The 13941-nt window shown below is 56.5% G+C and carries 10 protein-coding genes; all 10 read left to right on the top strand.

Annotated elements, in window-relative coordinates; genetic code table 11:
- The first annotated feature begins 5 nt into the window (after positions 1-5).
- Positions 6-398 carry a VanZ family protein gene (locus AAF465_08130; protein ID MEM7082686.1) on the top strand — a complete coding sequence of 131 codons (393 nt, stop codon included), beginning with the start codon at positions 6-8 and terminating at the stop codon, positions 396-398.
- Positions 399-579: 181 nt separating this feature from the next.
- Positions 580-1866 carry a replication-associated recombination protein A gene (locus AAF465_08125; protein ID MEM7082685.1) on the top strand — a complete coding sequence of 429 codons (1287 nt, stop codon included), beginning with the start codon at positions 580-582 and terminating at the stop codon, positions 1864-1866.
- Positions 1859-2227, top strand: a complete 369-nt coding sequence (gene crcB / locus AAF465_08120; protein MEM7082684.1) for a fluoride efflux transporter CrcB — start codon at positions 1859-1861, stop codon at positions 2225-2227. Before AAF465_08125 ends, crcB begins: the two co-directional genes overlap by 8 nt.
- A gap of 33 nt (positions 2228-2260) precedes the next feature.
- Positions 2261-3535, top strand: coding sequence for a serine--tRNA ligase (serS, locus tag AAF465_08115; GenBank protein MEM7082683.1), 1275 nt, complete (start codon positions 2261-2263; stop codon positions 3533-3535).
- Between the two features lie 82 nt (positions 3536-3617).
- Positions 3618-5132, top strand: coding sequence for a 4-alpha-glucanotransferase (malQ, locus tag AAF465_08110; GenBank protein ID MEM7082682.1), 1515 nt, complete (start codon positions 3618-3620; stop codon positions 5130-5132).
- A 7-nt stretch (positions 5133-5139) separates the two neighbouring features.
- Positions 5140-6426: a glucose-1-phosphate adenylyltransferase gene (gene glgC, locus AAF465_08105; GenBank protein ID MEM7082681.1), complete on the top strand. Its 1287-nt coding sequence runs from the start codon at positions 5140-5142 to the stop codon at positions 6424-6426.
- 85 nt (positions 6427-6511) lie between these two features.
- The gene (gene glgB / locus AAF465_08100) at positions 6512-8695 is read left to right on the top strand and encodes a 1,4-alpha-glucan branching protein GlgB (protein MEM7082680.1); all 2184 of its coding nucleotides are present in this window, start codon (positions 6512-6514) and stop codon (positions 8693-8695) included.
- A gap of 19 nt (positions 8696-8714) precedes the next feature.
- Positions 8715-11219: a glycogen/starch/alpha-glucan phosphorylase gene (locus AAF465_08095; GenBank protein MEM7082679.1), complete on the top strand. Its 2505-nt coding sequence runs from the start codon at positions 8715-8717 to the stop codon at positions 11217-11219.
- Positions 11219-13219: a glycogen debranching protein GlgX gene (glgX, locus tag AAF465_08090; protein MEM7082678.1), complete on the top strand. Its 2001-nt coding sequence runs from the start codon at positions 11219-11221 to the stop codon at positions 13217-13219. The genes AAF465_08095 and glgX overlap by 1 nt, the downstream gene beginning before the upstream one ends.
- Positions 13220-13323: 104 nt before the next feature.
- On the top strand, positions 13324-13941 hold a 618-nt coding region (locus tag AAF465_08085), incomplete at its 3' end, for a hypothetical protein (GenBank protein MEM7082677.1).

The raw sequence follows: 13941 nt of genomic DNA, 5'->3' as shown, positions 1-13941 counted from the left end.
TACTGATGGCCTCGCCCGATTTCTATGCGCTGCGCCTGGCCCCTATGTGGTGGGTAGGTGGTGCGTTACTCATTGCCGTCGTGGTGTATCTGAGTCTCGCACCGGGCGGACCGCCTGTCCCGGTAACGCTATCGGACAAACTTCAGCATCTTCTTGCCTATGCCACACTCGCGATTTACTTTGGCGGGCTCGTCAAACGACGCGCGTACTGGGTGGTCGTGTTGGGCTTGTTTGGATTGAGTGTATTGCTTGAGTGCCTTCAGGGGTGGAGTGGGGAGCGCACCTTTGACGTGGTGGATATGGTCTTTAATGGCCTTGGCCTCGCGGTGGGCAAAAGGCTAAGTCGTGTAGGCCTTAACGGTTGGTGCCGATGGCTGGAGCGTCGTCTGCCGAGTTGAAGCGGTGACCGGAGGGGGTTGACCGCGTATCCTGCAATAGTTGCGGTCCGACACGACACGTCTTTGACGGCCGTTGCTTGGCCAGACTGGTGATGCGTCGCGACTGCGCGTGCACATCGAAGAGCGGGCTTGCCTAACGCCTGCACAAGCCGCACCATTATTGCTTTCAAGGAGTGTTCTAGTGAGTGCCGCCACGCCATTGGCTCATCGTTTGCGCCCAACGTCGGTTGACGAGTTTTTTGGGCAGCAACATTTGTTCGGACCCCAGAGTGCGTTGACACGTGTCCTGGCGGGTGGCGAACTACACTCAATGATCTTCTGGGGGCCGCCCGGCACGGGCAAAACCACGCTTGCAATGATGTTGGCCGAGCGACATCAAGCCGATTTTGTGTCGATGTCGGCGGTGACATGTGGGGTGAAAGACATACGTGAGGTGGTTGCGGCGGCGAAACAATCAAAAACCTCATTTGATCAACAGACCGTGCTCTTTCTTGACGAAGTCCATCGCTTCAATAAAAGTCAGCAGGATGCCTTTTTGCCGCACATCGAAGACGGTACGATCGTTTTTGTGGGCGCCACCACCGAGAATCCCTCCTTTGCCTTAAATAACGCGTTGCTGTCACGTGCACGCGTCTATGTGCTCGAGGCGCTCACCACCGACGATCTCACACGCATCATGGCGCGCGCACTCAGCACCGAAGAGGACGCACCCGCGTTAACGGAAGAACAGCTCCTGTCACTAGCGGTTTCGGCAGATGGCGATGCACGCCGCGGTCTGGGTTTGTTGGAGCTCGTGCTCAAGGCGTGTCGAGAACCGTCTCATGCGCCCATTGATGCCCTCATTGATGATGCCAAAGCTGGACAATTTCGACGTTTCGACCAAGGTGGGGACGAGTTCTATGACCAGATTTCGGCACTGCATAAGTCGATTCGCGGTTCTGATCCGGATGCTGCGCTCTACTGGTTGTGCCGCATGCTGGATGGAGGCTGTGATCCGCGTTACGTAGCCCGGCGCTTGGTGCGACTTGCCAGCGAGGACATTGGCAATGCCGATCCGCGTGCACTGTGGATTGTGAGCGACTGCGCCGCGGCCTTCGAGCGCTTGGGGTCGCCAGAGGGGGATCTAGCGCTTGCCCAGGCGGTGGTTTTTCTTGCGTGTGCGCCAAAGAGTAATGCGGTGTACGCCGCGTTTAAAGCCGCCATGCGCGATGTGAAAGAGGGCGGGACACAACCGGTTCCCGCACATCTTCGCAACGCGCCCACCGCGCTTGCCAAGGAAATGGGCCACGGTGAAGACTATCGCTATGCCCATGACTATGACGACGGTTTTGTGCCTGGAGAGCAGTATTTTCCAGACGGGATGTTGCCGCGAGTGTATTACGAGCCGGTTGATCGAGGGCTGGAAACGCAAATCGCGGCACGCCTGACCGAGCTTCGAGCGCGTAATAAAAAGGCACGAAATGCCTAGCGTGACCGTGTGGATGGCGGTGGCCGCGGGTGGCGCGGTGGGGGCGGTGTCGCGCTGGTTTATCGCACTGCGACTCAATGACAGCCTGCCGTTCGGCACATTGCTGGTAAACGTGGTAGGTAGTTTTGCAATCGGTCTGTTGTTTGTTTGGCTCGGTGATAAAGAGGCCTCCGAGCTATGGCGTGCGGGGTTGATCACCGGATTACTCGGCGGCTTTACGACGTTTTCGGCCTTCTCGCTTGAGACACTGCAACTCATCGAGCGCGGAGCGCTCAAAACGGCCTTGTTATACGCTGCCGGGAGCCTGATAATTTGCGTGATCGCCTCGCTGGCTGGCGTTGTTCTGGCCCGCAGTTTCTAACCACCCACACCCATTACACGAAAGGCTTCGATCATGCTCGATGCAAAACGGTTGCGCACTGACCTTGACGCAGTTACAAAAAACCTTGCAAGACGAGGGTTTAAGCTTGATAGCGAGAAACTTGATGAGCTCGAAGGCGAGCGAAAGTCCCTGCAGCTTCAAGTTGAAGAGTTGCGCAATCAACGCAAGACGCGCTCCAAAGGCATTGGTCAGGCCAAAGCGCGCGGCGAAGACATCGCGCCATTGCTGGCTGAGGTGGAATCCCTGGGTGACGAACTCAAGGCCGCCGAAATAGCGTATGACGCCAATCAGGCCGCGCTCCGCGAGATTGTCCTGAGCTTACCCAACCTGCTGCAAGAGGATGTGCCGGAAGGTGAAAGCGAAGAGGACAACGTTGAGGTGCGGCGGGTTGGAGACGTGCCCACCTTTTCGTTTACACCACGCGATCACGTTGCTATTGGCGAAGCGCTGGGCACGCTCGATTTCGAGGCGGCGGCGAGACTCACGGGCAGCCGATTTATGGTGCTCAAGGGGCCCTTGGCCCGGCTGCATCGAGCACTGGCGCAGTTTATGCTGGATGTGCAAACCCATGAACACGGTTACACAGAAGCGTACGTGCCATACGTGGTGAACGATCGAACGCTTCTCGGCACGGGCCAATTGCCTAAGTTTGAGGAAGATTTGTTCAAGTTGCACCATGATCAAGATTTCTACTTGATTCCGACGGCCGAAGTCCCGCTGACCAACCTCGTGGCGGATCAGATTGTGGAGGCCGATGCGTTACCGCTGAAGTTTACGGCGCATACGCCGTGTTTTCGCTCTGAGGCGGGGTCCTATGGGCGCGACATACGGGGCATGATCCGTCAGCACCAGTTTGACAAGGTTGAGCTTGTTCAGATTGTGAGGCCGGACGAATCAAACGCGGCGCTCGAGGAACTTACCGGGCATGCCGAGACGATCCTGCAAAAACTCGAATTGCCCTATCGCGTGGTGGCACTGTGCGGTGGCGACATCGGGTTTGGTGCCGCGAAAACCTATGATTTGGAGGTGTGGCTGCCGGCTCAAAACACGTATCGGGAAATTTCGTCATGCAGTAACTGTGAGGCCTTTCAGGCTCGGCGCATGGGGGCCCGTTGGCGCAATCCGGACAACGGAAAGCCAGAGCCGCTACACACCCTCAACGGCTCTGGCCTGGCGGTGGGTCGCGCACTTGTGGCCATTTTAGAGAATGGTCAGCAAGAGGATGGCAGCGTTCGGCTGCCCGAGGCGTTGCACCCTTACATGGGTGGTGTGAAGGTGCTCAAATAGACACGCTAGGCGGATCGCGAGCACGTGACGCCGACTGCGGCGCTGACCTTGGCGGCCCTGCGTGAATCAACGGATCGAACCTATGTCGCTCTGGTCTGAGCGGCGAGCCGGTGCGCTACTGCACATCACGTCCCTACCGGGTGACTATGGTGTGGGCAGCATTGGTGTGGATGCGCGCCGCTTTGTCGATGCGCTGTGTGCGATGGGCTTGACCGCCTGGCAGTTCTTGCCGCTTGGCCCAACCGCTTACGGCGACTCACCGTACCAGCCGCTGTCCACCTTTGCGGGAAATGAGCTTCTCATTGACGTGGCCGACTTGCTTGGCGATGGCCTGGTGCAAGACGCGGAAGTCTCAGCGCTTCGGGCGTTGCCGTCGACCGAGACCGACTACAGCGCCCTGATTCCAGCCAAGCGTGCGGTGCTCGCGACGGTAGCCGAGGCGTTTGACCAGCGAGCAACTCCCGAACTACAACGACGATTGGCGGCGTTCGTCTCGGCTCCAGAACAGCACTGGTTGAGCGACTACGCCCTGTTTCGGGTGTTGAAACGCGAGTTTGGTGAGCAATGCTGGCTTGACTGGCCGGCGTCATTTCGTCAGCGCGATGCGGTGTGTTTAGCCGACTTCGCCGGTCAACACCAGGCCGCGATTCGTGCCGAAGAGGTGCTGCAGTTTCTGTTTCATGATCAATGGCAGCGCCTAGTGGCTTACGCCAATAAACAGGGCGTCTTGCTGCTGGGCGATGTGCCAATCTATCTTGCACTCGACAGTGCGGATGCGTGGGCAAATCGCGAGCTATTGGAGGTTGATGACGATGGGCGGCCACAGAATGTTGCGGGCGTTCCGCCGGATTACTTTAGCGAGGACGGCCAGCTTTGGGGCAACCCGCTCTATAACTGGGCTTACCATGCCGACACCGGGTTTTCGTGGTGGATTGCACGTTTGCGTGCCGCGGCCAGTCGCGCGGCGTGCGTGCGGTTAGACCATTTTCGGGGTTTGGAGTCGTACTGGTCGGTGCCGTCAGGTGCGTCGTCTGCGCGCGATGGGCAATGGCTCTCGGGTCCGGGCGATGCGTTTTTCTTCGCGGTGAAACAAGCGCTGCCCAATCTTGCGTTGGTCGCAGAAGATCTTGGCCTAATCACACCCGAGGTTGAGCAATTACGCGATCGTCACGCACTGCCGGGTATGGTTGTGCTGCAATTTAAGATCGATGACGACGGTTTTGATCCGACACACGTGCCGTCGTATTGCGTGTGCTACACCGGCACACACGACAATGACACCACGCACGGTTGGTTCCATGGCGCACCCGGCGATACACGTTCCGCCGAGGACATACGCAGCACGCAGCATGCGGCGCTGGCGCTGACCGGCGGTAGTGCCGACACCATTGCACGTGATGTTGTGCATATGGCACTGGCCTCGGATGCGTGCCTTTGCATTGTGCCGATGCAGGATTTTCTCGAACTCGGTTCGTTCGCGCGTTTCAATACACCCGGTGAATCGGGAGCCAATTGGCGCTGGCGGCTTGAGAAAGACCAAATCGATGCCGCATTTTGTGCGACTATAAAGTCACAGGTGAATCAAGCGAACAGGTGAGTTAAGCATGAGTGAGCCGGACCCGATCCAAGATTTACGGTTTGTGAGCCGATTGACGCGCGACTGTGTCGCGTTGGTGCTGGCAGGCGGGCAGGGGTCCCGTCTTTACGAACTCACCTCGTGGCGGGCGAAACCGGCTGTCTACTTCGGCGGTAAATTTCGTATTATCGATTTTCCGCTATCCAATTGCATCAACTCCGGCATCCGACGTATCGGTGTCCTTACTCAATACAAAGCACATTCACTCATACGCCACTTGGTGCAAGGCTGGTCGTGGTTCCACTCGTCACACCAAGAATTCGTCGAAATTCTCCCCGCATCGCAGCGACTGGGTGACGATTGGTATCGTGGTACCGCCGATGCGGTGTATCAGAACCTGGACATTGTGAGTACGCATAAACCCGGTTATGTGCTGATATTGGCCGGCGATCACATTTACAAAATGGATTATGGTCCGCTCCTGGCCTTTCATGCCCAAAAAGATGCGGACATGACGATCTGCTGTATTGAGGTGCCGATCAAAGAAGCGGCGGGTGCATTGGGCGTGATGACAGTGGATGAGCAAGGTCGGGTTATCGCGTTTGACGAAAAGCCCGAAAAGCCCAATCCGGTGCCGGGAAAGCCCGATGTGTGTCTGGCGTCCATGGGGAACTACGTATTTAAGACGCCCTTTTTGTTCGAGCAACTCAAAGCCGATGCAAGTCGCGAAACGACCCAACATGATTTCGGTCGCAATATTATTCCGTCGGTCATTGAAGACCATCGCGTTTATGCCCACCCGTTTCGAGATGCGAGCTCAGTCGATGAGCCCTATTGGCGCGACGTGGGCACGCTCGATGCCTATTGGGAGGCCAACATGGACCTAGTGTCGGTGACACCCAAACTCAACCTGTATGATCGCGACTGGCCGATCATTACTCACCAATGGCAGTCTGCCCCCGCTAAATTTGTCTTTGATCATGAGGATCGTCGGGGTGTGGCCATTCAGTCGATGGTGTCAGGGGATTGCGTAATCTCTGGCGCGCGCGTGCGAAACTCACTGATCTTTTCGCGCTGTTCGATTAACTCGTTTTCGAATATCACAGAGTCGGTGTTGCTTCCTGACGTGACGGTCGGACGCAATTGTCGTCTCCATCGCGTCATTGTTGATCGCGGCGCCAAAATCGACAACGGGACGGAAATCGGAGTGAACAAGGCCGACGATGAGGCGCGCGGATTTCGCGTCACCGCCAATGGCATTACGCTCGTTACACCGGACATGCTGGGCCAGCAGCTTCATTATTTCTCACGCTGATCGTGAGCGCCGACACCAAATTGGAACGGCAACGGCACGTTGCACGCGGGCCACGTCGCGAACGGTCTGAGTTGCCGTGGACACCATGACCACCATTGCCGCGGACACGCAGCGTCATAAAGACCAGATTGAGGCGTTGGCGAACGGCTGGCATGACAATCCGTTTGGGTTTTTGGGGCTTCATGCGTCGGGCAAGGCGCGTGTGGTCAGAGTGTTCGTGCCAACGGCGCGCCGCGTTAGCCTTGTGGGGGCACGCGGACAGCTGTTGACCGAATGTGAACGCGTTCACCACACGGGCCTGTTTATCGGTGTCATGCCGCCCCGGAAACGGCGCTACGTGCTGCACATCGTGCATCACGATGGGCGAGAAGAAACGCGTGAAGATGCCTATCGATTTGCGCCACGGTTAGGTGCTCTGGATTTACATCTGTTGGGCGAAGGCAACGATCGACGAATCTACGAGAAACTGGGCGCCCATTGCTGCACGTTAGACAGAGTGCCGGGGGTCTGTTTTGCCGTCTGGGCACCCAATGCATCGCGCGTAAGCGTGGTTGGCGACTTTAACGGTTGGGACGGGCGATGCCATGTGATGCGTCGCTATGTGGGCACCGGTTACTGGGAGTTGTTCGTGCCGCAGCTTGGCGCAGGGTCGCGCTATAAGTTTGAATTGCTGGATACGCGCGGCGAGCGACTGCCGCTCAAAGCCGACCCGTATGGAAATCAGCATGAAGCACCGCAGGGGAACGCGTCGATCGTCACGCACAGTGAGTACCACTGGGATGACACCGCATGGCGGACGCGTCAGCAGGGCGACGCATGGCGTGACCGTCCAGTCAGCATTTATGAAGTACACCTTGGTTCGTGGCGTCGCCATGAGGATGGGGCCTTTCTCAGTTACCGAGAACTCGCCGATACACTCATTCCTTATGCCGTCGATATGGGTTTCACGCATTTAGAATTGTTACCCATTACCGAGCACCCGTTTGATGGCTCATGGGGCTATCAGCCGATCGGCATGTTTGCACCGACATTTCGTTACGGAGAACCCGACGACTTTCGCTATTTTGTCGACCGCTGTCACCAAGCCGAGCTCGGTGTGATTGTGGATTGGGTGCCCGCCCATTTTCCGCGTGACGAACATGGTCTGGCGCGCTTCGATGGCACGGCGCTGTACGAGCATGAAGATCCGCGCAAGGGTGCCCATGCCGACTGGGGTACGCTGATCTTCAATTACGGGCGCCGCGAGGTCAGCAATTATCTGATCGGGTCCGCGCTGTACTGGATCAATGAGTTTCATATTGACGCACTGCGCGTTGATGCCGTGGCTTCTATGTTGTATTTGGATTATTCGCGTGAAGAAGGCGAGTGGGTGCCAAATGAACACGGTGGCAACGAACACCTTGAGGCCGTCACGTTTTTGCGTCGCCTTAATACGGATGTGCACGAGGCGGGTGCCGCGACGTTTGCTGAAGAATCGACCGCTTGGCCTGGAGTGTCGCATGATACGTCGACCGGTGGATTGGGTTTCACGTTCAAATGGAATATGGGCTGGATGAATGACACGCTGGCCTATATGAGTGAGGATCCGCTGCATCGCAAGCATCACCATAATAGAATGACGTTTTCACCCATGTACGCGTTTAGCGAGCATTTTATTTTACCGCTCTCGCACGATGAGGTCGTGCATGGTAAGCGCTCATTGCTCGGCCGCATGCCGGGCGACGAATGGCAGCGATTTGCCAACCTTCGTGCTTATTTGGCGAATATGTTTGCGCACCCAGGCAAGAAACTGTTGTTCATGGGGGCTGAGATAGCGCCCTATGAAGAATGGAATTACTCGTCCGCCTTGAGTTGGGGTTTACTTAATTATCGGGTGCATGAAGGTGTACATAATCTCGTGCGCGATCTAAACGCCCTGTATCGGACAAGCGCGCCGCTTTATGAAGTCGATTATTCGTCTAAGGGTTTTGATTGGATCGACTGCGACAATCACGATGAGAGCGTGTTGTCCTGGATTCGCTATGACTTACGACAACAATATCTGATCTGCGTCACTAATTTTACGCCCGTTGTGAGGCAGAATTTTCGCTTGGGTGTGCCGGAACTGGGCGATTACCGAGTGATCTTGAATACGGATGATGCCGTGTATGGAGGCTCCGGTCGCCAGTTTTCCGTGATGTCCGCCGTCGACCAGCGCCACGACAAACGACCGCACTTTATCGAATTTGAGTTACCAGGATTGGCAACACTTTATATCGAGCGCGCATAGGCGCTAAAGGGAGGATCTGATGCACGCATCAGAAGAACAGAATACGGAAAAACACGCGGCGCCGCTTGTCGAAACCGCGGAGTTGACCATGACCACAGAAGCGCTTGCGACGGGCTTTGCCAACTATCTGACCTACACCTTTGGACGGCATAATGTCGACCTTGAGTCGCCGTATCCGTATCAGGCGATGGTCATGGCGGTGCGCGACCGTCTGCTCGAGCGACTCTCACAAACACGCCAGGCGGTGTCGGATAACGATCATCGGCGCACCGCGTATTTGTCGCTTGAATTTTTGATGGGCCGGCTTTTTCGCAACACGTTGCTGAACCTGGATCTCGAAGCACCGACCGCGGCGGCGCTTGAGTCCTATGGGGTAGCGCTTGAGCAACTGTATGAGTGTGAAGCCGATGCGGGTTTAGGTAACGGCGGTCTGGGACGACTAGCCGCCTGTTTTTTAGACAGCTGTGCGACGCTCGGATTGCCGGTTACCGGTTACGGTATTCGCTACCATTACGGAATGTTCCACCAGAAAATCGTGAATGGCTACCAAATGGAGGAGCCGGATACGTGGCTTGCAGAGGGTTTTCCATGGGAAGTGAAACGCGTTGAGTATTCGCAAGTCATCCGATTTGGCGGTCGCAGCGAAGCGTACAAAGATCATGCGGGTGTGTTGCGTTACCGCTGGGTCGATACGCATAACGTCAAAGCGATACCGTATGATGTGCCCGTGCCGGGTTATCGCAACGAGGTGGTCAATACGTTACGTCTGTGGTCGGCAGAAGCCACGGATGAATTCGATTTAGAGGAGTTTAACGCAGGCAGTTATGCCGATGCCGTCGCGGCGAAGAACGCGGCAGAAAACATCACGATGGTGCTTTATCCCAATGCGGAGACGGAAAACGGTCAGGCGCTACGGCTGCGGCAGCAGTACTTTTTAGCGTCGGCCAGTCTTCAGGACATATTCTCTCATTGGCGCAGTCGTCACGGAAACGACTTCAGCCAGTTTGCGGACAAGAACTCGTTTCAGTTAAACGACACACACCCGGCGATTGCGGTTGCAGAGCTCATGCGCTTACTGCTCGATGAGCAGCACATGGACTGGGACCGCGCTTGGTCGATCACCACGCGCACGATGGCCTATACCAACCACACGCTCCTGCCGGAGGCGCTTGAGATGTGGCCAGTATCCATGTTCAGTCGTTTGTTACCGCGCTTGCTCGATATCATTTACGAAATCAACGCGCGGTTCGTTGTCGAAATCAGCCAAAAGTGGCCGGGTGATAACGATCGCCTGCGCCGTATGTCGCTGATTCAGGAAGGGCACGAGCCGATGATCCGCATGGCCTATCTTGCCATTGTGGGTAGCTATTCAGTCAACGGGGTCGCTAAACTGCACTCACGCTTGCTGACGGAAGGCTTGTTTCGAGATTTCGCCGAGCTTTGGCCGCAAAAGTTTAATAACAAAACCAACGGCGTAACGCAGCGTCGCTGGCTCGCGGCCTGCAACCCGGGTCTCACTGATCTTATTTCGAGTCGTATTGGACGAGATTGGATTACGGACTTACCGCAGCTCGAAAAACTCAAGGTGCACGCTGACGACGAGGTGTTTCAAACCGCCTGGCGACGCGTCAAAGCGAGCAATAAAGAGCGACTCGCCGAGTTTGTGTATCAAAAAACCGGGGTGCAGGTGGGCGTGGACATGCTGTTCGATGTGCAGGTCAAACGCATCCATGAGTACAAGCGCCAGCTCTTGAACGTCTTGCATGCCATTCACCTGTACGACCGTATCCGTCGAGGTGATGGAGAGGCTCTAGTGCCCCGCGCCATTCTGATCGGCGGTAAGGCTGCGCCGGGTTACGTCATGGCTAAGGCGATAATCAAGTGCATCAACAACGTGGCCCATGTCATCAATAGCGATCCCGATATGCAGGATCGGCTCAAGCTTGTCTTTGTGCCGGACTATAACGTTACGGCCATGGAGATCATTTGCCCGGCAGCGGAATTATCCGAACAGATCTCGACCGCAGGCAAGGAAGCGTCGGGTACCGGTAATATGAAGTTTATGATGAACGGGGCGATTACGATTGGCACGCTCGATGGCGCTAATGTCGAAATTCGCGACGCCGTTGGGGCGGACAACTTCTTTTTGTTTGGGCACACCGTTGAAGAAGTGACGACGATGCGGCAAAACTATCAGCCGCGCCAGATTGTCGAGCAGGATGACGATCTCAAGCGGGTGGTCGCGCTTTTGCAAAGCGGGCACTTTGATCGCTTTGAGCCAGGCATTCTGCGCGATGTGGTGGCCGCCATTCTCGACCCGTATGATCAATGGATGACCGTCGCAGACTTTCGTTCTTTTGTCGATTCGCAACAGCGCGCAAACGACGCGTATCGGGATCCGCATGGCTGGACGCGGACAAGTATCCTGAACACCGCGTCGTCAGGAGGGTTTTCAACCGACCGTACGATGACGGATTACAACAACGACATTTGGCGACTCGAGTCCGTTAAACGCTCGTCATGATGCCAGGTGATCCACGCGAACTTGGCGCGACCGCTCATGCGGACGGCGTCAACTTCGCGGTGTATTCCAGTATCGCCGAAAGGGTCGAGCTCTGTTTGTATTCCATTGAGGGTCATCATCAGGGGAATATCGATTTACCCGCCTGTGACGATGACATATGGCATGGCTTCTTGCCCGGTTGTGAGCCGGGCCAACGTTACGGCCTGCGTATCCACGGACCGTACGCTCCGGATCTCGGCCATCGTTGCAATCCCGCCAAGCTGTTAATCGATCCGTACGCGCGCCGGCTGAGTGGTGAGCTCATCTGGCATCCGGCGTTGAGCGCGAACGACCACGTCGATAGCGGCCCGTATATGCCCAAGTGTGTGGTGACAGCCAATGGGCCTGACCTGGCACGTCGAGTGCCGATTCCCATGGCCGACTCCGTGCTGTACGAAGCGAATGTGCGCGGGTTTACTATGCGCCATCCCGATATTCCCGAGGACGAACGCGGTCGTTTTCGCGGTATGCACCACACTCAGATCTTGGCGCACCTCAAAGCAATGGGTATTACCGCCATCGAATTGATGCCCGTGCATGCCTTCGTTGATGAGCATCATCTGTACCAGAAAAAGCTGCGGAATTTTTGGGGGTATAACAGCATCGGGTTTTTCGCGCCGGCACCACGCTATGCTGCCGTCGACCCGGTATTCGAATTTCGCCAGATGGTGGATACCCTTCACGGTCAAGGCTTTGAGGTGATTCTCGACGTGGTCTATAACCACACCGCAGAGGGCGATCATCGCGGGCCCACGTTGAGCTTTCGCGGTATTGATAACGCGGCCTACTACCGACTGGTCCATGGCGATGCCACACACTACATCAACGACACCGGCTGTGGAAACACGCTCAATGCGGATGCACCGATGGTGCAGAAATTGGTGATCGATAGTCTGTGCTACTGGACGCAGCAAATGGGCGTCGACGGTTTTCGCTTCGATTTGGCTCCAGTCTTGGGTCGACACGCCTCGGGTTTTTCGTCTGCGCACCCGCTGCTCGAAAAGATCAGCCGGCATCCGGTGCTTGCCCGGAGCAAACTGATCGCAGAGCCGTGGGATACCGGACCAGGCGGTTACCAGTTAGGACAGTTCCCATTGGGTTGGGGCGAATGGAATGATCAGTACCGTGATGATGTGCGACGCTTTTGGCGAGGGGATGGTGGCAGTGGCGTGCTCGCGCAGCGATTGCGCGGTTCCTCGGAGCGATTTGAGCACAATGGACGCAGCCCGTCCGCGAGCCTGAACTTTGTCACCTCCCACGACGGCTTTACGCTCAACGACGTGGCGTGCTACGTGAAAAAACACAATGAGGCAAACGGTGAATCGAATCGTGACGGCCATAATCACAACTACAGCGTCAACTTTGGCATTGAGGGGCCGAGCGACAATTTTGGCATCCGGCAGGCTCGCCGATGTCATCGTCTGAACTTATTGGCCACGTTATTCGTCTCACAGGGCACGCCGATGTTGCTGGGTGGCGATGAGCTGGGCCACTCACAACAGGGGAACAATAATGCGTACGCGCAAGACAACGAGATCGGTTGGATTGAGTGGGCCGGACTCGAACGCGACCCGGGCTTCACGCAGACAGTTCAGCGTCTAATCGCCCTGCGCCGTGAACTCCCACTGATGCGGCTTGATCAATATGTGCATGGGGGCATTGAGCACGCCGATTCGCAGATACAAATTATTTGGCTAAACGCTAACGGCCGTATTCGCTTCGGTGATGACTGGCATGAAGATCAGGCGTTCACATTAGTTGTGCATGAGGCGAACGAGTTGGCGGCGCAACAGCTCGCGGTGGTCTTTAATCCCACCGACCGGGGGCGCCGTTTTGTGCTGGATCCACCTTGCGCGGGTGCCTGGCATCTGGTTTTCCAGACGTCGGAAGCGGCGTGTCGTGTCAGTGGTCGCGACATTAGCGTGCCGGCTGGCAGCTTAGCAATCGTGACGTCTTCCTGATTATCAGTCGAGCAAGCGCCGAAAATGACTGGTGTTTGGTTGGGTCAAGCAGGATAATCGAGTTTCTTATATCGACCGGAGCGTGCTGATTACCGCGCACTAGTATGGCCTATCACGTTATCTACGCGGCGCCGTTTTTCATGGACGCTACATTGCGCTTTTTAAGCGGTGCAACGCATCTTCCCGATACCCATCTCACCGTGGTCAGTCAGGATCCGGCCGAAAAAATCCCAGCCGAGATTCGTGCACGCATTGCCGGCCATTGGCGTATCCAGGATGGTCTTGATCCTGTGCAGCTGGCCGAAGCCGCTCAACATTTGACGCGGCAGTTCGGCCAACCGACCGCGTATCTCGCTACGCTCGAGCAGCTCCAGGTGCCCTTGGCGCTGGCACGCGAAGCGTTGGGCATTCCTGGGCTCTCTAGCGAGGCGTCACGAAATTTTCGCGATAAGTCGACGATGAAAGACGTTTTGCGCGCGGCCGGTCTTCCTTGCGCACGACATGCGCTTATAGGCTCTGTGGAACAGGCGCGCGCCTTTCTCGACGCGGTGGGTTTGCCCGTGGTGGTCAAGCCGCCCGATGGCGCGGGTGGGAAGGCCACCTATCGATTGGAGACGGCGACGGATGCGCAACGTTGGCTGCAGCAGCATCCGTTGCATCCAGACCGCCCAACCCTATTCGAAGAATTCATACGTGGCCAGGAATATTCATTTGATAGTGTG

Source organism: Pseudomonadota bacterium (assembly GCA_039028935.1).
Classification (GTDB): domain Bacteria; phylum Pseudomonadota; class Gammaproteobacteria; order Steroidobacterales; family SZUA-146; genus SZUA-146.
This window is presented reverse-complemented; position numbering and strand designations above follow the sequence as displayed.

Coding starts and splice junctions, on each gene's coding strand:
- AAF465_08130 (MEM7082686.1), top strand. CDS start 6: ATGGCCTCGCCCGATTTCTATGCGCTGCGCCTGGCCCCTATGTGGTGG.
- crcB (MEM7082684.1), top strand. CDS start 1,859: ATGCCTAGCGTGACCGTGTGGATGGCGGTGGCCGCGGGTGGCGCGGTG.
- serS (MEM7082683.1), top strand. CDS start 2,261: ATGCTCGATGCAAAACGGTTGCGCACTGACCTTGACGCAGTTACAAAA.
- malQ (MEM7082682.1), top strand. CDS start 3,618: ATGTCGCTCTGGTCTGAGCGGCGAGCCGGTGCGCTACTGCACATCACG.
- glgC (MEM7082681.1), top strand. CDS start 5,140: ATGAGTGAGCCGGACCCGATCCAAGATTTACGGTTTGTGAGCCGATTG.
- glgB (MEM7082680.1), top strand. CDS start 6,512: ATGACCACCATTGCCGCGGACACGCAGCGTCATAAAGACCAGATTGAG.
- AAF465_08095 (MEM7082679.1), top strand. CDS start 8,715: ATGCACGCATCAGAAGAACAGAATACGGAAAAACACGCGGCGCCGCTT.
- glgX (MEM7082678.1), top strand. CDS start 11,219: ATGCCAGGTGATCCACGCGAACTTGGCGCGACCGCTCATGCGGACGGC.